At 39.8% G+C, this 18,156-nt stretch carries 15 protein-coding genes; 4 read left to right on the top strand and 11 right to left on the bottom strand.

The window, feature by feature from the left end; genetic code table 11:
- Nucleotides 1–69: 69 nt before the first annotated feature.
- On the top strand, nt 70–798 hold the full coding sequence (locus tag PQ578_RS17320; RefSeq protein ID WP_165999716.1) for an amino acid ABC transporter ATP-binding protein: 729 nt from the start codon (nt 70–72) through the stop codon (nt 796–798).
- Nucleotides 799–913: 115 nt separating this feature from the next.
- Here PQ578_RS17320 and PQ578_RS17325 read toward each other — a convergent pair whose 3' ends face one another.
- A complete protein-coding gene (locus PQ578_RS17325) occupies nt 914–1,441 on the bottom strand; it encodes a GbsR/MarR family transcriptional regulator (RefSeq protein WP_273835704.1) in 528 nt (175 codons plus the stop codon).
- Nucleotides 1,442–1,775: 334 nt separating this feature from the next.
- Here PQ578_RS17325 and PQ578_RS17330 point away from each other — a divergent pair, with 334 nt between their 5' ends.
- The 3 genes from PQ578_RS17330 to PQ578_RS17340 are packed head-to-tail and all read left to right on the top strand — an operon-like array spanning nt 1,776 to nt 4,753.
- Nucleotides 1,776–2,984, top strand: coding sequence for a quaternary amine ABC transporter ATP-binding protein (locus PQ578_RS17330; protein WP_098446463.1), 1,209 nt, complete (start codon nt 1,776–1,778; stop codon nt 2,982–2,984).
- Nucleotides 2,985–3,818, top strand: coding sequence for a choline ABC transporter permease subunit (choW, locus tag PQ578_RS17335; protein ID WP_224598571.1), 834 nt, complete (start codon nt 2,985–2,987; stop codon nt 3,816–3,818).
- Between the two features lie 11 nt (nt 3,819–3,829).
- Nucleotides 3,830–4,753 (top strand): glycine betaine ABC transporter substrate-binding protein, encoded by a 924-nt coding sequence (locus PQ578_RS17340; RefSeq protein WP_273835706.1) that lies wholly within the window; start codon nt 3,830–3,832, stop codon nt 4,751–4,753.
- Between the two features lie 45 nt (nt 4,754–4,798).
- On the opposite strand, the gene PQ578_RS17345 is transcribed toward PQ578_RS17340, so the two are convergent.
- The 10 genes from PQ578_RS17345 to PQ578_RS17390 form a co-directional block, all read right to left on the bottom strand.
- Nucleotides 4,799–5,662: a glycine betaine ABC transporter substrate-binding protein gene (locus tag PQ578_RS17345; protein ID WP_179886383.1), complete on the bottom strand. Its 864-nt coding sequence runs from the start codon at nt 5,660–5,662 to the stop codon at nt 4,799–4,801.
- A 50-nt stretch (nt 5,663–5,712) separates the two neighbouring features.
- Entirely contained in the window at nt 5,713–6,375 is a 663-nt protein-coding gene (locus tag PQ578_RS17350; RefSeq protein WP_098446459.1) for an ABC transporter permease, read from the bottom strand.
- A complete protein-coding gene (locus PQ578_RS17355) occupies nt 6,368–7,507 on the bottom strand; it encodes an ABC transporter ATP-binding protein (RefSeq protein ID WP_273835707.1) in 1,140 nt (379 codons plus the stop codon). Before PQ578_RS17355 ends, PQ578_RS17350 begins: the two co-directional genes overlap by 8 nt.
- Before the next feature lie 194 nt (nt 7,508–7,701).
- A complete protein-coding gene (locus tag PQ578_RS17360) occupies nt 7,702–10,029 on the bottom strand; it encodes a YhgE/Pip domain-containing protein (protein ID WP_273835708.1) in 2,328 nt (775 codons plus the stop codon).
- A 189-nt stretch (nt 10,030–10,218) separates the two neighbouring features.
- Complete coding sequence (locus tag PQ578_RS17365) at nt 10,219–10,800, bottom strand: TetR/AcrR family transcriptional regulator (protein WP_273835710.1); 582 nt, start codon at nt 10,798–10,800, stop codon at nt 10,219–10,221.
- A gap of 10 nt (nt 10,801–10,810) precedes the next feature.
- Complete coding sequence (locus PQ578_RS17370; protein ID WP_273835711.1) at nt 10,811–12,061, bottom strand: ATP-binding protein; 1,251 nt, start codon at nt 12,059–12,061, stop codon at nt 10,811–10,813.
- A gap of 156 nt (nt 12,062–12,217) precedes the next feature.
- Nucleotides 12,218–13,624 carry a protoporphyrinogen oxidase gene (gene hemY, locus PQ578_RS17375; protein ID WP_273835712.1) on the bottom strand — a complete coding sequence of 469 codons (1,407 nt, stop codon included), beginning with the start codon at nt 13,622–13,624 and terminating at the stop codon, nt 12,218–12,220.
- Nucleotides 13,617–14,570: a ferrochelatase gene (gene hemH / locus PQ578_RS17380; RefSeq protein WP_098446453.1), complete on the bottom strand. Its 954-nt coding sequence runs from the start codon at nt 14,568–14,570 to the stop codon at nt 13,617–13,619. The genes hemY and hemH overlap by 8 nt, the downstream gene beginning before the upstream one ends.
- A 24-nt stretch (nt 14,571–14,594) precedes the next feature.
- Entirely contained in the window at nt 14,595–15,635 is a 1,041-nt protein-coding gene (hemE, locus tag PQ578_RS17385) for a uroporphyrinogen decarboxylase (protein ID WP_160921401.1), read from the bottom strand.
- Between the two features lie 218 nt (nt 15,636–15,853).
- Nucleotides 15,854–18,007, bottom strand: a complete 2,154-nt coding sequence (locus PQ578_RS17390; protein WP_273835713.1) for a transglycosylase domain-containing protein — start codon at nt 18,005–18,007, stop codon at nt 15,854–15,856.
- Nucleotides 18,008–18,156: the final 149 nt, after the last annotated feature.

The following is an 18,156-nucleotide window of genomic DNA, read 5'->3' on the forward strand; positions in this document are numbered from 1 at the left end:
TAATGGTTTTTATCGAAAGCTCCTTCTACATGAAGGAAGAAAGTAGCATGAGAGGAGACAGTTGCAACAATGAGCATCATCCAGGTGAAAGATCTTAAGAAATCGTTCGGAGAGTTAGAAGTATTAAAGAATATTAATACAGATGTAAAAGAAAAAGAAGTTGTTTGCGTAGTTGGTCCTTCTGGTTCAGGCAAAAGCACCTTTCTTCGCTGTTTAAATAAATTAGAGGAAATAACGGGCGGTAGCGTCATCGTTAATGGTCATAATATTGCGGATCCTAAAACGAATATCAATAAGGTTCGTCAGGACGTTGGAATGGTTTTTCAACATTTTAACCTCTTTCCACATAAAACAGTTCTTGAGAATGTAACCCTTGCCCCCATTAAAGTAAAAGGGGAAAACAAACAAAACTCCGCAAAGAAAGCAAAGGAACTTCTTGCTAAAGTTGGTCTTGGAGATAAGGCCAATAATTACCCGGGCGAACTTTCAGGTGGACAAAAACAGCGTGTAGCGATTGCAAGAGCTCTTGCGATGGAACCTAGCGTCATGCTGTTTGATGAACCAACTTCAGCCCTTGATCCTGAAATGATCGGCGAAGTGTTAGAAGTAATGAAAGACCTTGCAAAAGAAGGAATGACAATGGTTGTTGTTACTCATGAAATGGGATTTGCACGTGAAGTAGGCGACCGCGTTATTTTTATGGACGGCGGCTATATCGTAGAAGAGAACGTCCCTAACGAATTGTTCTCAAATCCTCAAAATGAGCGAACTCAGGCTTTCTTAAGTAAAATCCTATAACAAAAACGTGCAGGAAATTCCTGCACGTTTTTGTTTGGAGAAAGTGAACATCAACAACCATTCGTACTACCTCTATGCAAATCATAGTGAATGGTGTCCCCTACAATTATCTCAGCTATTCTTCCTTATCTATCACATCAAATATCTTCCTTGATTCAAATAAATCGACTACTTTGTTCAACCACTCGTAGTATCCCAGAGCGTAAGACATCTTATCTAAGTCTTCTATAGCCTTATTCTTATCTTCGTTCGTAATATCGCCATCCAACACTTCCATTAGCTCAGCAATCGACTCTTTGCAAGCATCCCGATTCATTTCAATTCCTTTTCGCCAATGGATACAAAAGAAATCCGTAAAGGTTTGATACCAATCTGACTTCACTTCGTAAAGATCTTTACGCTCCCCCTTTCTCCACACCTTATCCACCATATTTAAGTCGATTAATGTCCTTACTCCGGTCGACATACTTGTCTTACTCATTTGAAGCTTATCCTTCATTTCATCAAGCGTCATCGGCTCTTTTTCGAAAAACATCGCGCCATATAACCGCCCCACAGAAGGAGTTACGCTATAAATATCCATATTTTTAGAGATTGATTCAATCACTCGTTCTCTTGCATTCTCTACTCGTTTATCTTGCAAACTATACACCTACTTTTCCAATCGTTTGTCATTTCATAGTTTAGTGTTAACCCCATGAATTGTAAAGTTTACTAGCAAACCTTGTAGCATATACTAGCATCCTAGACGATACTTAAGCATTTACCCGTTTAGTTTGTACAGTTTTTTCTGTATGTACTGAATTACCTGAATTTGAGCACTCACGACGTTTGTAGTATTAAGTACCTACACTCTATACTTAATAGGTCGGTAAAAAAAGACTAGTAAATGACTGATTATCGTAAATTTCGACATATTTCAGTTATTTTTGTAATTTTATCCGCTAACTATTTGAAATAAAGGCAGAGGTGAAACTATGGAGAAAGCCAAAATTACAGTTAAAGACGTAACCAAAATATTTGGCAAATCGCCCAAACAAGCTACAAAGCTTTTAGATCAGGGCAAATCAAAAAGTGAGATTTTAAAAGAGACCGGAAATACGGTTGGCGTTAACCGCGCAAGTTTCGACGTATATCCCGGTGAAATCTTTGTCATCATGGGGCTATCAGGTAGTGGTAAATCTACACTTGTTCGGCTTCTCAATCGCTTAATTGAACCTACTTCAGGACAGGTTCTCATTGATGATGAAGATATCGTCAGGATGAAACCTGAACAGCTTCGGGATGTTAGACGAAAAAAGCTTAGTATGGTATTTCAACGTTTCGCGCTTTTCCCTCATAAGACAGTACTTGAAAACACAGAGTACGGGCTTGAGGTGCAAAACATTAGTAAAGAGAAACGTTCTGGAAAAGCGCAGGAATCACTCGAACTTGTCGGATTAAAAGGATATGAAAAAAGCTATCCGTCAGAACTAAGCGGAGGTATGCAGCAGCGTGTTGGTCTTGCCCGTGCTCTTGCAAACGATCCCGATGTTCTTTTAATGGACGAAGCTTTTAGTGCACTTGATCCACTCATTCGTAAAGATATGCAAGATGAGCTTCTTGAACTTCAAGAGTCTATGGAGAAAACGATTGTTTTTATTACACATGACCTTGATGAAGCACTTCGTATCGGTGATCGGATCGCATTGATGAAGGACGGTTCTATTGTTCAAATTGGAACACCAGAAGAAATTATGACGAATCCGGCCAATGACTACGTTGAACGATTTGTAGAAGACGTTGACCTTTCCAAAGTATTAACAGCTTCTCACGTTATGAAGCGAGCTGAAACACTTAGAGCTGATCGTGGCCCACGTGTAGCGCTTCAACTTATGCGAGAACAAAAGCTTTCTAGCTTATATATCGTAGATAAAAAACAAAAATTAATTGGTGCAATTACAGCGGATGATGCCGCAAAAGCGATCGAAGCAAAAAAAGAAATTGCAGATATTCTCATTACGGATCTTCCAACTGTCGCACCTGATACGTTATTAACAGATATGTTTGTGAAAATGGCAAGCTCGTCTCTTCCACTACCAGTCATTGATGAAAACGATAAGTTTAAAGGCATTATTGTACGTGGCGCGGTTATCGGAGCACTTGCCGGCAATGAAACAGAATCAGCGAAAGGAGAGGTGAGCTAAATGCAGCTATTCCCTAAAATCCCTCTAGCTGATTGGGTAGACAGCTTTGTCGATATGCTTACAGATAATCTTGAACCCGTTTTTGATGGGATTACATCAGGAATTGATTGGTTTGTTGAGGGGATTGTTTCGATTTTAGCCTTCCCTCCAGCTCTTGTACTAATCGCAATCTTTACGATCCTAGCGTGGTGGTCAAGTCGCTGGCCTGTTGCTATATTCACGTTACTTGGTCTGTTGTTAATCGATAATTTAGGTTATTGGGATCCAACAATTGAGACACTCGCGCTCGTTTTAACTTCGGTTATTATATCCATTATTCTTGGGGTTCCACTTGGAATATGGGCATCACAAAGTGACCGTGTCAGAGGCATTATTACACCTGTTCTTGATTTTATGCAGACAATGCCTGCCTTCGTCTATCTGATTCCTGCTATCTTGTTCTTTGGAATTGGGATGGTACCAGGTATCATCGCATCTGTTATTTTTGCGATGCCACCAACGATTCGCTTAACAAACCTTGGTATTCGCCAGGTACCTGAAGACTTAATTGAAGCATCAAATGCTTTTGGTTCAACAACAAAACAGAAATTAATTAAAGTACAGCTACCGCTTGCAACACCTACCATTATGGCGGGAATTAACCAAAGCATCATGCTTTCCCTTTCTATGGTTGTTATCGCATCGCTAGTAGGTGCACCTGGCCTAGGGGCAGATGTTTATCGAGCTGTAACGCAAATTAAAGTTGGTATTGGTTTTGAAGCTGGTCTTGCCATTGTGATACTAGCAATTATGCTCGACCGGATTTCTCAAAATATAGGTAAAACAAAAAACTAAGGGGGAATTACATGTTTAATTTTAAAAAAGGGTTAACAGGACTAGCATTATTTTTGTCACTTACATTGATTCTTGCTGCTTGCGGCGGAAACAATAGCGGAGAAAGCAGCGAAGGCTCTAGCGAAAGCGGTTCTAACGTTGGAGAAGAAATGGATTATGAAATTGTCGGTATTGAACCTGGTGCTGGAATTATGAAAGCTACAACTTCTGCACTTGAAGAGTACGATAGCCTTAAAGGTTGGGAATTAATCGAGTCTTCTTCTGCAGCAATGGCTGCAGAACTTGGGAAAGCCATTGAAGACGAAGAGCCAATTATCGTAACTGGCTGGACGCCACACTGGATGTTCGCGAAATACGATCTTAAATACCTTGAAGATCCAAAAGGACTTTATGGTGAAGAAGAAAACATTGAAACATTTGCACGTAAAGGATTAAAAGAAGATCAACCTTCTGCTCATACAATTCTTGATCAGTTCAACTGGACTCCAGAAGATATGAGTTCTGTAATGGTTGAAATTCAAGAAGGTGCTAAGCCTGAAGAAGCCGCACAAAACTGGGTAAACGAACATACAGATATGGTTGAAGAATGGACAAATGGCGCTGATGAAGTAGACGGCGAAGAAATCTCACTTGCCTATGTTGCATGGGATTCTGAAATCGCAAGTACAAACGTCGTTGCGAAAGTACTTGAAAGCATGGGTTATAAAGTAGAGTTAACTCAGCTTGATGCTGCTTCTATGTTCATCGCTGTTTCTGAAGGTGATGCTGATGCAATGGTAGCTGGATGGCTTCCAATTACACACGCTGATCTTCTAGATGAGTATGGTGACAACATGGACCGTCTTGGACCAAACCTTGAAGGTGCGAAAACTGGACTTGTTGTGCCATCTTACGTTGAAGCTGATTCAATTGAAGATTTAAAACCAGCTGAATAACATCAATGAAAAAGCGAGATGAGGAATTCCTCATCTCGCTTTTTATTATTCGATCAATCCCTTGTCTTTCAAGAATTCAACAGCTACATCTTCAGGTTCTTCTCCATCCATATCAACTTTTGCATTCATCTCAGACATTTCTTCTTCTGAAATACTTCCAGCAAATTCATTCACAACCTTCTCAAGGTCTGGATGGGAATCAAGAACTTCCTGGCGAACAATTGGTGCAGCATAATATGGTGGGAAGAATTGCTTATCGTCTTCTGTTGTAGCAAGATCAAAACGAGCAATTCGACCATCAGTGGTAAAGGCAGGAATGACGTCAACTTCTCCTTCATTTAACGCATCGTACATGATGTTCGGATCTAGACTCACTTCATCCTTGTAAGTAAACCCATATGCTTCTACGAGTGCATCGTAACCATCTTCTCTTTCATAGAATGTGTGTGGTCCACCAAATACCAAATCATTTGAAGCTGGGATGATGTCTGAAAATGTTTCTGCATTCACCTCTTTATTTGTTTCTTGGGTCATCGCAAGCGTGTATCCATTTTCAAAACCTAAAGGCTCAAGCCAAACAAGGTTATATTCATCTTTATAGCCTTTTTTCACTCGTTCAAAAATTTCATCAGCCGATTCATCAGATTCAGCACTTTCTTTTAATACCGCTTCAAGACCAGTACCCGTATATTCAACATACATATCAATGTCACCATCAACTAGCGCCTGTTGAAGAATATTTACTTCTCCAACACCTGCATCAACTTCTACTTCATAGTCACTATTCGCTTTTATGTACTCTGCAAGAAGATGCGGTAAAATGTATTGCTCTGTCCACGGCTTACCGGAAATAACGATTGGATCACTTTCTTCACTTCCACTGTCTCCCCCACATGCAGCAAGAACCATCAATACACCCAGTAAAAGCACGGTCAATCTCTTCAATCAAATCTCTCCCTTTATTTTTTTGCTTTAACTCCTTTAGGAGTTGCCGCGTTTTCTAATAACTTTAGAATTAGGTCAAAACCAAGAGCAAGAATGGTTGCCGGTAGTGCACCAGCTAGCACAAGCTCATCTTTATTAGACGTTAGTCCTCGATAAATAATATCACCTAATCCTCCTGCACCAACAAACGTCGCTAGAGTTGCCACCCCGATCGTCAATACGGTAGCCGTACGAACGCCCGCCATAATGACAGGAAGAGAAAGAGGTACTTCAATCTTCATTAAAATCTGCATACTTGTCATCCCCATCCCTCTCCCAGCTTCAATGGAAGATTGGTCCACGGATGTGATGCCGGTGTATGTATTCCTTAAAATCGGAAGAAGTGCATACACCGTTAATGCGATGATGGCAGTAATATTTCCGATTCCAAGAAACGGAATAAGAAAACCAAACAATGCAAGACTCGGAACCGTTTGAAAAATAGCAGCAACAGCAATAAACGGCTCAGCCAACTTCTTGCGTCTGGAAATAAAGATACCAAGTGGAACTGAGATTAAGATGGCAATTACAATCGATATAAATGATAGGAAAAGGTGCTCCTGAAGCGCAACAAAAATATCATCCCAACGATTTTGCATCGTTTCAATAAATAAAACAAAAAAGTTTTCCTCATTCATTCAGAGGTTCCTCCTCCTTATAACCGAGTTGCTCAAGACCAGCTAGTCCGCGCATCATGCTACTTCTCGTGACTAATCCCGTCAGCTTTTCCCCTTCTACTACTGGGATACTGATTGGCTGCTTTTCAGCAAAACGTTTTGCGATTTCAGGATAAAGCGTATTTCTCTGAATTGGCTCAATCCGTTCAATAACATCTGCAATTCTTTTTGTATCACTTTCATAATGCTTTTGAACTTGATCAAGAGTCACGACACCTTTATATTGCTGCTCAGGTCCCGTGACGACGAGACTATCCACACGTTCTGATTTCATCAGTCGAAAAGCTTCGGCTAAACCTCTGCTCTCTTTCACAGTCGCTACTTTTTGAATCATTAAATCAACTGCAGTAGGAGCTTGTCCTTTAGCCATCCGTTCATCACCTATAAAATTGCGAACAAACTCATTCTTTGGATGACGTAACAAACGATCAGGTGTATCAAGTTGAAGAATTTCACCGTCTTTCATGATCGCAATCCGATCGGCAATCTTCATCGCTTCATCCATGTCATGGGTGACAAAAACAATCGTTTTTTGGATTTCTTTTTGTAATTTCACAAGCTCATCTTGAAGCTGTTCACGACTAATTGGATCGAGTGCACTGAAAGGCTCATCCATTAAAATGATGGGAGGTTCTGCTGCAAGGGCACGAATGACACCGACTCGCTGCTGCTGACCTCCACTTAACTCAAGTGGATAGCGAGACCGAAAGACTGACGGCTCAAGTCCAACAAGGTTCAGCATTTCATCAACTCGTTTATCTATTTTGCTTTTATCCCATTTTTTCAATTTAGGAATGAGTGCAATATTTTCTGCAATTGTCATATGTGGCAAGAGACCAATTTGCTGGATGACATATCCGATACTCCTTCTTAACTCAACAGGATCTTGGTCAGAGATTGGTTTTCCATCAATGGAAATTTGACCTCCACTAGGTTCGATTAAACGGTTAATCATTTTCATCGTGGTTGTTTTACCACATCCACTCGGGCCAATTAACGTTAACAATTCGCCTTGTTCAATATGTAAATTAATATCTTTCAACGCCTCAGTACCATCAGCAAACTTTTTGCTAACATGCTCGAAAGTAATCATTCTATCGCTTCTCCTGCCTCCCTATAAATCCATAACTTTATTGTATTTACCCGTTCCTTTCCTAGACGTAAACTATTTATCGCACAATAACACAACTTTCTTACTAATACTGTATCGTTTTTCCAACCAATTATCAAAAGAAAAGAGGCTAGCTTAATCAATTGATTAAACTAGCCTCATAGATCATAGATTTCTTATTCGTTCATCGCAGGTTCCAACCCATGTTTCTTACGTTTCTTCAATTCTACAAAGAAGAAAGTGATTGTTCCAATGGCAAAGATTCCAATAAATCCTAATAATACGTAGACATTCTTCCACATGAATGCAAAATCTCCGCTGGAAATAACAGCTTTCAATCCTGAAACGGTGTACGTCATTGGCAACCAAGTATTAAACACTTGTAACCCTTCAGGAATCAACTCAAGTGGGAACGTACCGGCACTTGTTGTTAATTGTAAAATCAGGATAATGATCGCTACAAATCGCCCTGGATCTCCTAATGTCGTAACAAAGAATTGAATCAATGTCATATAAGCGAGACTTGATACGACAGAGAAGAGTAAAAATAACGGCACACTCTGCACTTCAATCTGCAATGCATATAAAAGAACAGCATCAGAGACAAGTGCTTGAATCACGCCAACTACTAATAAAATACCGTATTTACTCATAAACCAACCGATTGCCGTTCGTGGCGTTCCTGCTGGATCACGAAGTGGAAATACAATAGACATGAGAAGTGCCCCTACAAACAAACCAAGGGAAAGGAAGTAAGGTGCAAATCCGGTTCCGTAGTTTGGTACGCCTGAAACAGCCTCTGTATCGACATTAACTGGATCAGCAAACATACTGTACGTCTCATCATCAGCATTCGTATTCGACGTTTCTTCCGCAGCATCTCCTAGTTTATCCCGAAGCTCTGATGTACCATCTGTTAATTTCTGCGCTCCGTTATCAAGGTCTTTAGATCCATCTGCTAATTTCCCTGCACCAGAAGTTATTTCTGAAGATCCTCCTTCTAACTCAGAAAGTCCGGATGCTAACTCTTGTGAACCACTAGATAATTCTGTCATACCTGAATTGAGTGTTCCTACGTTATCGATCAATGAATTCCAGCCTGTGGAAACCGTATTGGTTCCATCTGCAACCTGTATAGCACCATTATGCAGTTGATCGATTCCAGCATTAGCTTGATTTATTTTGTCACCGAATTTTTCTAGACCTTGTTCAAGATCGGCCTGTCCTTCATATAATGCTGTAGCTCCCTGGGCAAGCTGACGCTGCCCTTCTACTAGAGCATCTAGACTTGAAGATGCACCTGAAAGTTTCTCTGCTTCGTTTGAAAATTTCGTAGCTGCTTCCCCAACTGAATTCGCTGCAGTACCAGACTTCTCAGCAATTGGTTGAAGCTGACTAATCAGCGCTTGCTTTTGCTCATCCGTATACTGATCGCTTCCTTGAATTGACTCTATAACACCCTGCAATTCCTTAGGAACAGCTGAGGCATTCGTCACGCCACTTGTTAGTGATTGTTTCAATCCTTCGGCATCAACAGAAGGTAATGATTTATTTTCTAATGCTGATACTGAAGCATTTAGGCCATCCATCAACTGCTTTGTTCCATCTCTGCTTTGCTTCACACCAGCTAGAAGCTGCTCTTGTCCACCTTTAAAATCTCCCATATTGCTGCTAAGTTCACCAAGCCCATTACTGAGTTGAGAAGATCCATCAGCTAACTGATTCACTTGTGGCTGTTTTTCTTTCAACCCATCTAATAAATCAGTCGTTCCCTGGTTCGCTTCACTAATGCCATTTGCAAGATCAATTGATCCGTTTTCTGCACTACTTAAGCCATTTGTTAACTCAATCGATCCCTCATTAAGCACGGCAAGATTATCTTTCAGTTGCTTTGTACCATCTTTTAGATCAGAAGAACCATCCGCAAGCTCTCCTGCTCCCTCTGATGCATCTGAAAGACCATCAGCTATTTCACTAAACTTATCAAAGACGAGCTCACTATAATTCTCAGTGATGTTTTCAGCAATTTGTGATTTGATTTCACTAACAGCCGTTCCGCCTATTTGCCCAGCCAAGAAGTTAAAACTCTCATTTGGCACATATTCTAAGTTTAATTTATCAGGATGTTCATCAAGAACGGTCGTCGATTTCTCAGAAAAATCTTCTGGGATATGAATCTTCATATAGTAGGTTTGATCTTCAAGACCTTTATTTGCTTCTTCTTCATCAACAAAATCCCACTTGAATTCAGGCTCATCTTTCAACTTATCGACAAGCTCATTCCCTATTTCAAGATGCTCCCCTTCAAAATCCGCCCCATTGTCACTATTAACAACAGCGACTGGAATCTGATCTAAATTTTCGTATGGATCCCAGAATGCCCATAAAAACATGCCACTATATAATACCGGTATAAACAACACAGCAATGACTGGAATTAAGATTTTTTTATTCTTAAGCAATGACGCCCATTCAGAGCGAAATTGTTTTGATGACTTCTTCATGTTTACCCTCCTGTCTAATTGACCACTTTCCTCATATGGTCATTTCGCCTCAAAAAAAAAGACTTTTCTCTACTTACTATGGATTGCAAGTGATGTGACCAATTTTGCAATCTGGTCATTTTTTTCTACAAGAGATAATATATCACCCTTTATTTAGAATAGCAATAGCAGTAGCTTACTTTATTTTCACTACTGCTCTTCCGTCTTAATTCCACTCATCATATAAAATTCAAGGTGATTTGCAATTTCTTCTTTACTAAAGGAAGGATGCGTTTTCTCCCAATCGAAAATTAGCGCGATATACATTTTAAACATAAGAAAGGCTGCAAGAGATGGATCACATCTTTTCACTTCGCCATCTGAAATGCCACGTTCAATCTCTTGTTCAAGAAAATGAAGGATCGCCTTTTCTACAAGACTCAAAGCATCCATAGCTGCAGGGGTTCCAATCTCACGTACTTCTTGAGAGAGCTTTATCGCCAACTTATGCTCCCGCCGATGTTCCAATACACTATAAAGAGCACGATGAAGATTTTCAAAAAACGTATCCTCTCTATGAATGGAATCTTGAGCAAGTTCTTTTAGTTCAATAACCATTCCCCGTACAATTTCATTGAACAGTTCCTCTTTATTTTTAAAGAAATTATAGATTGTTCCCTTCCCTACATTCGCAATTTTAGCAACTTGATCCATTGTTGTCGCTTTGTAGCCAAACATTGAAAATGATTTTTCGGCTGCTTCCATTATGCTTTTCTTTCGATCGAACGTCATCTTACTCCTCCTATTGTTTTATAATTGGCAATGTGACAGTTACGGTTGTTCCAACGTCCTGGGCACTTGTATAGTGAACTTTCCCCCCAACATTACGAATTAATCGATTTGTAATCATCGTACCGAGTCCAGTTCCTTTCGATTTTGTTGTATAAAATGGCAAACCAATCTTCTCAAGTTCTTGTTCACTCATCCCTGCCCCATTGTCACGAATCACGATATCTACCGTACCTTTTTTTGTCCCATATTGCAAAGCTACAAGAATAAGACCTTCGCCTTCTATGGATTCAATCGCATTTTTAATTAAATTGATTAAGCATTGTTTTAATTCTTGAGAGTTCCCCCATATTAAAAATTCACCTTTTTCTTCATAATGAATTTTCACATTATAATAGGAGGCGAGTACTTCAGTTAGTGCCGTTGTATCTTTCACAACCTTGTTCAACTCAACCTGTTCATAGTTATCTTTAGTTGGTTTAATTAACATCAGGTAGTCCGTAATAATTTTATTGGTTCGTTCAACTTCTTCGAGCATGAGTGGAGCATAATTTTTCACTTTACTATCCTCAGTGTCACTTGAGATAAACTGTAGCAGTCCTTTAATCGTTGTTAAAGGATTTCGAATTTCATGCGCAATCGCCGCTGCCATTTTCCCTGCCACAGACAACTTTTCTAAATAAACTGTTTCTTGAAGCTGAATGTTAATCATAACTAACCGCTCTGTTAAGTAAAAGATAATAAAATATGCAATAATAAATGCAGTAAAATAAATCGGATAGAAATAAGGTTGTAACGGATCTAAGAATAGAATGAGAATCACGATGTAAGAAAGGATAAACACTCCACCAGTAATTAGAATTCCCTTCCACTTTCGAATAGACTTTCGGAAATAAGGGCCAAAACTACTAGCAATGATAAACCCTATAACAGCGATTAATACACCCACCCATGCATTCTCGCCGCCCATCCATAATCGGCCAGAAGAAATGGTAAGTGTACAAATGATCCCAGGCAGTTTACCACCATAAAGAGTGACAAGAATGAGAGGAACAACTCGTAAATCAAATACAGTATCTCCGAATATCTCCAGTGGGAAAAGCATACAAAGCAATGCCATCACAGAACTGATTGCTCCGTATATTAATTTTTCTTTTAAATTAATTGAGCTTGCTCTCGTAAATGGCATGACCATATTCCAGATAAATAACACTGAGAAGAGCATTGCAATATTAACAAGTAAAGGTCTTACCATCTCTAACATGATTATTTCTCCTTTGAGACTAATTGTTGCCATTTACATTCTACCACTAGACCTCTTTCTACACTAACAAAATTAGATAATCATTCCAGATTGAGACGGCAAAGAATTTAGAGTAAAAAACAGTTAAGGACACATCTAATGGATGTGTCCTTAACTTTATTTCAAATAGTTTTGAACAGAAGTAACAGCTTCCTCGCCTTGGTCAATACAGTCAGGAAGGCCTACTCCATTATAAGAAGCACCTGCCAGAAAAACACCAGGCATTTTCTGATGGATCCCTTTTATAACCTTGTCGATTCTTTCACGGTGACCTACTTCATATTGCGGCATCGACTGTCGCCATCTTGTGATACGATAAAACTCAGGATGGCCCTCAATTTCCATAATTTGATTCAGGTCGTTTAATACCGTCTGTACAATTTCTTCATCACTCTTGTCGACGATTTCTTCTTTCCCTGCTCTTCCAACATAGCAACGAAGAAGAACTTTTCCTTTTGGTGCAGCATGTTCCCACTTTCGATGAGTCCAGGTACAAGCTGTAATGGTGTAATCAGCATTTCGAGATACAACGAACCCTGTGCCGTCCATTGCCTTTTTGATCGCTTCTTCTGAAAAGGCCATTGCAACTGTTGCAACTGTTGTAGAAGGCATTTCTTGCAATGGAGCGACTTCTTTATGCTCCCTCAGCATGTGAAAAACTTGCTGATGCGGCGTTGTAACGATGATGGAATCAGCCATTAATTCTTCTCCGCTCGTTGTCAGAAGCGTATATGAGTTATGGTTTCTCTGTATCTGATCCACCTTAACACTTTTTCGAATGTGCACATCTGTTAACTTTTCTTCGAGGGTTCTGACAAAAGACTGCAATCCTGATTTAACCGTTAAAAATGCTGGTTTTTTCTTACCAGTACTTCTTCTAGAAGGTGGCGTTGTCTTTTTCATACCTAATATCAAGCTACGGTACTGTTTTTCCACTTCTGAGAATTGCGGGAATGTAGACATCAAGCTTAATTTATCGATATCGCCTGCATAGATGCCTGACAATAACGGTTCAATTAAATTCTCCACCACTTCATTTCCAAGTCGTCTTCTAAAGAATAATCCTAGCGATTGATCTACATCTCCGTTATTCGCTCTTGGAAGAATTAAATCTCCTGCCGCTCTTGATTTCCCTTTTAAGCTAAATAATTTAGTCGATATGAATGGTGAAAGTTCAGTTGGGATACCCATCACAGCTCCACCCGGTATTGGATAGAGCTGATCGTTATTCAACACAAAAGCTTGACCAGTCGAATTCGGAACAAGCTGATCTTCCATACCAACTTCTTTTACCAAACGTGCCGCGCTCTCTTTTCTCGCAAGAAAAGAGTCAGGCCCGCGTTCAATTACAAAGCCATTTGTTGTATCTGTCTGAATCTTTCCACCGAGACGATCGGTGCCTTCAAGTAACGTTATCTCATATGGGAGTTGAGCATTTCTCATCTCTTTTTGAAGATAGTAGGCGGCTGTTAAACCCGTGATTCCGCCTCCGATAATGACAATTTTTTTTGTTTGCTTATTCATGACTTATCATCTTCTTTTTAATTAATTCGTTCGTCACAACTGTTGCTAAGATCTCAATAAACTCATTTGTTGCGTTTGGCATTTCTGGACGATGGTAAGCTGCCCCAAGTTCATCAGTCATCTGTCGACACTCATAATCGTTATCATATAATACTTCAAGATGATCTGCGACAAACCCTACAGGACAATAGATAAAACCCGTGTAGCCTTCTTGTTCAAATAAATCACGTGTTAAATCCTGAATATCCGGTCCAATCCAGGGGTCAGGCGTATTTCCTTCGCTTTGCCAACCTACCGCATAGTGATCAATACCAGCTCTCTTTGCAATATGTTTTGCTGTTTCCTCAAGCTGAGCTGGGTAAGGATCACCTTCTTTTAATATTCTTTCTGGTAAGCTATGAGCAGAGAAAATAACAATCGTTTTCTGCTTCTCTTGCTCACTTATTTGGCTTAGGTAAGATTGAAGCTGATTAACCCAGTATTGAATGAACTTCGGCTCGTTGTACCATTGATCAATCGCTACAATATCGGGATAACCTAGCTTGTTTGCTTCTGTTCTAGCTCGTTCATTATACGTTTTTACACCAACAGTCGAATAGTGTGGAGCTAGGACAATACTAACCGCTTCCTCTATTCCATCTTTTTGCATATTGCGGACTGCATCTTCTACAAAAGGTTCAATGTGCTTTAAACCAAGATAGCTTTTAAACGTGACCTCATCGCCGAACTGTTTATTCATGTGATCTTCTAATTTTTGAGCCTGTTCTTTCGAAATATCTGATAGGGGAGATATACCGCCTATGGCTTCATAGCGTTCAATTAAGTCCTGCAGCATTTCCTCTGTAGGTCGTTTCCCCCGACGTATATGTGTATAGTATGGTTCAATTTCTGCTTCACTTCGCGGTGTACCGTAGGCCATAACTAGTAGGCCGATGGTTCGCTTCATCCCATACCTCCCCCGTTTCTTTACCTATTTCTTTCGTGTGTACTCGTGTACAAAGTGAGTAAGACGTTGCAAGGTTTCTACTTGAACTTGCGGAAACACACCGTGTCCAAGATTAAAAATAAATCCAGGTGTTTCCATCCCTTGATCAAGGATTTCCTTCGTTCTTTCCTCAATAACTTCCCATGGAGCAAGAAGGAGAGCCGGCTCTAGATTTCCCATTAGAGGCTTTGTAATGCCTTCCACTTCTCTCGCCTTCTTAATTGATATTCTCCAATCAATTCCAATCACATCGACAGGAAGCTTATTCCACTCCTGAATAAGGTGACTAGCTCCCACCCCAAACATTAAGAGCGGCACATTCAATTCTTTAAGACGTGAGAAAATTCGATTCATCACTGGTGCAATATAAGTGCGATAATCTGCTTCGTTTAGCGCACCTACCCATGAATCAAAAAGCTGAACCGCTTGAGCTCCTGCTTGTACTTGAGCTGTAAGATAAGCAATTGTCATATCTCCAAGCTTATTCATTAGTTGATACCATCCCTCAGGATCTGAATACATAAATGCCTTGGTTTTATGATAATTCTTAGACGGGCCACCTTCAATCATATAGCTCGCTACAGTAAACGGCGCCCCGCTAAATCCAATTAACGGAACTGATAGCTGGTCTCGAAGCATTTTAATGGTCTCCATCACATACGGAATATCTTTCAATGGATCAAGTTCGCCAAGTCGATCAATATCAGATCTTGTTTTAATCGGATTATCAATAACAGGACCAATTCCTGATTTAATTTCAACATCTATTCCAATAGAAGGAAGAGGCGTCATAATATCCGCAAATAGAATGGCTGAATCAACCCCAAGTTGTTCAACAGCAAATCGCGTTACTTCAGCTGCTACTTCCGGATTCAAATTCATCTCATGAAACGAATACTTTTCTCTGATCTTTCTATACTCGGCTTGGTATCGCCCAGCTTGTCTCATATACCATACAGGTGTATGGTCCGTTTCTTCTCCCCGGCATGCCCGAAGAAATTGATCATTAAATGTTGCTTTATTCATGCTTGTCCACCTTTCTAATTCCACAACGTTCATTTATACATCCTTACATACTATAGCGATCGTTAGCTTCAGTGTACAGATATTGAAGAAAAAAGTCATAAAATCGTCCAACTTTGAAGCCGTTTACATCGTATACTTTAACACAATTCCTTTAGCAAAAAAGTGAATTTCCTCACTCATTTTCTGTTTTTCTTTCTTGCGCTTGTTTTCTGTTTCTCTTATTCACTATTTTTAAACCTATCAAATAAGCTAACCGAAGCCTCATTAGAGACTTCACCTTCTTGATCTGTTAACGGATTAAATGGTACAACTTCATATGATACAGATCCAAAGAAAGAAATCGAATTTCTAGTATACTCTCCAGTTCCATCTACTTCAGCGATTTGCTCTCGCTCTCCATCCTTTATTTCATAAATATGATAAACGACACGCTTATCTGATGAAGCGGTCCACTTTAGTTTGACTGCTGGTAGACCATATAGAAAATCAAACTCAGCTTTAACATCATTAATAGTCGGAAGAGAGATTGGTTTCTCCATATCTTTCACACCTGAAGGTTTCTTAAACTCCTTCTGACCATTTTCATTCGAAGAGGCATTAACAACTTCTTTAAACAGTTGAACAGGATATTCACTTCCACCAGATAAATAGTGTGAATCTGTGGTTCTATCGTACCCCATCCAAACAGCACCAACGTATTCAGGAGTGAATCCAACAAACCAGGCATCGCGAGAGCCTCCTGATACTCCTTCATAAGAAGTGGTTCCTGTTTTACCAGCAACGGCCACCTCCGACTTACCACTTGTAGCAGTTCCATTTTTTACAACGCCCTCAAGAATCCTAGTCATATACCATGCCGTTTGCTTTGTATAAACTTTTTCTTCAGTTTGATTGGCTTCTCCCACAAGCTTGCCTTCATTATTGTATAGTTTACTAATAAAAAATGGCTTAATCTGCTTCCCACCTTCAATAAACGGTCGATAAGCTGCCATCATTTCAAATGGTGATACGCCCTTATCAATCCCGCCAAGTGCGATTTTCAGGTCACGATCTTCAATCGAAAGTCCACTTTTCTCAAGATAAGATTTGGAATACGGAATACCAATTTCATTTAGAAGCCAAACAGCAGAGGCATTCGCCGACACTCTTACAGCATCATAAAGTGAAAGTTTGCCTTTGTATTGATTATTATAGTTGGATGGTGAGTAACCATCGTAATCAATCTTCTCATCTTTAAGTAACGTATAGGGACTATACTCTTTTTTCTCGAGCGCCGGAGCATAAACCGCTAATGGTTTTAGAGCAGAACCAGGTTGTCTTTTTGCTGTAACGTGATTAAACCCTTTCTGAACGTAATCACGACCTCCCTGAACGGCCACTACACCTCCGCTTGCTGCATTCATCATTGAAAACCCTCCCTGTGGTGGGGTTTCTGCGTCGCTTCCTGGAAATAGAGCATCATTTTGAAACTGTTCATATGCGGCTTTCTGCAATGACGGATTTAATGGTACAACGATTTGATAACCACCCCTCAGCACCTCTTCGTTCGATAAATTATATCGTGTCTTAGCTTCTTGAAGTGTCATATCAATATACGTAAGATATGCCGGTTCTTTCGTAACCTCAGCAATATCAAGAGCAAGCGTTTTTCCCTGAAGGCGAACTGCTTCTTCTGGTGTTAGATAATCATGCTTTTCCATCAAAGTTAAAACAAGATCACGTCGATCTTTACTTTCCTCTGGATGATTAATAGGCGAATAATTAGATGGTGCTTTCGGGAGACCCGCAAGCATGGCCCCCTCCTCTACGCTTAATTCTGAAGCAGGTTTATTAAAAAACATTGTAGAAGCAGATTGAATACCATAGGCCCCATGACCGAAATAAATTTGATTCAAGTACATTTCTAAAATTTTTTCTTTGCTATAACTCCGTTCGAGATTAATGGCAATAACGGCTTCTTTTGTTTTCCTAAGCCACGACTTATCATTCGTTAGAAACACATTTTTAGCGAGTTGCTGTGTGATTGTACTTCCTCCTTCTACTTTCCCCCCTGCTAAAATGTCACGATAGAGCGCTCTTCCTATTGCTTTCACATCCAAACCATGATGTTCATAGAAGCGACTGTCTTCTGTTGCTACAAATGCTTCTTGCACATGTTCAGGGATGTCATCTATTGAAATAGGTTCACGGTTTTCGAAATAAAGTTTCGTTATAAGATCACCATTTTCATCGACGAGTTCGGTTGCAGAATTCATTACAAGCTTTTTTTCGTCAATAACATAGTTTCCTGCTAATAATATCCCTAAGTATCCTAATAACCCAATTAGGAACACGGCGAGAGTTGCGATTAAGCCTATGCCGAGTTTTTTCATTCTATATGGCACTCCCTTTAATCAATTAATTACAGCTAAGCTTACATGAAATAGTGCGTAGTTTGTACTATAGACAATGACGATTCTGTTTAGTTTTTGCCAAATAAGGGTAAAGTATCAGGCAAATCTCCCTGATCATTTAATTGAAA

Source organism: Guptibacillus sedimenti (genome assembly GCF_028610665.1).
Taxonomy (GTDB): Bacteria; Bacillota; Bacilli; order Bacillales; family Guptibacillaceae; genus Guptibacillus; species Guptibacillus sedimenti.

Bases quoted from the DNA above. Each gene is read 5' to 3' on its own strand.
- PQ578_RS17320 (WP_165999716.1), top strand. From the start codon at position 70: ATGAGCATCATCCAGGTGAAAGATCTTAAGAAATCGTTCGGAGAGTTA.
- PQ578_RS17330 (WP_098446463.1), top strand. From the start codon at position 1,776: ATGGAGAAAGCCAAAATTACAGTTAAAGACGTAACCAAAATATTTGGC.
- choW (WP_224598571.1), top strand. From the start codon at position 2,985: ATGCAGCTATTCCCTAAAATCCCTCTAGCTGATTGGGTAGACAGCTTT.
- PQ578_RS17340 (WP_273835706.1), top strand. From the start codon at position 3,830: ATGTTTAATTTTAAAAAAGGGTTAACAGGACTAGCATTATTTTTGTCA.
- PQ578_RS17345 (WP_179886383.1), bottom strand. From the start codon at position 5,662: ATGGTTCTTGCTGCATGTGGGGGAGACAGTGGAAGTGAAGAAAGTGAT.
- PQ578_RS17350 (WP_098446459.1), bottom strand. From the start codon at position 6,375: ATGAATGAGGAAAACTTTTTTGTTTTATTTATTGAAACGATGCAAAAT.
- PQ578_RS17355 (WP_273835707.1), bottom strand. From the start codon at position 7,507: ATGATTACTTTCGAGCATGTTAGCAAAAAGTTTGCTGATGGTACTGAG.
- PQ578_RS17360 (WP_273835708.1), bottom strand. From the start codon at position 10,029: ATGAAGAAGTCATCAAAACAATTTCGCTCTGAATGGGCGTCATTGCTT.
- PQ578_RS17365 (WP_273835710.1), bottom strand. From the start codon at position 10,800: ATGACGTTCGATCGAAAGAAAAGCATAATGGAAGCAGCCGAAAAATCA.
- PQ578_RS17370 (WP_273835711.1), bottom strand. From the start codon at position 12,061: ATGTTAGAGATGGTAAGACCTTTACTTGTTAATATTGCAATGCTCTTC.
- hemY (WP_273835712.1), bottom strand. From the start codon at position 13,624: ATGAATAAGCAAACAAAAAAAATTGTCATTATCGGAGGCGGAATCACG.
- hemH (WP_098446453.1), bottom strand. From the start codon at position 14,570: ATGAAGCGAACCATCGGCCTACTAGTTATGGCCTACGGTACACCGCGA.
- hemE (WP_160921401.1), bottom strand. From the start codon at position 15,635: ATGAATAAAGCAACATTTAATGATCAATTTCTTCGGGCATGCCGGGGA.
- PQ578_RS17390 (WP_273835713.1), bottom strand. From the start codon at position 18,007: ATGAAAAAACTCGGCATAGGCTTAATCGCAACTCTCGCCGTGTTCCTA.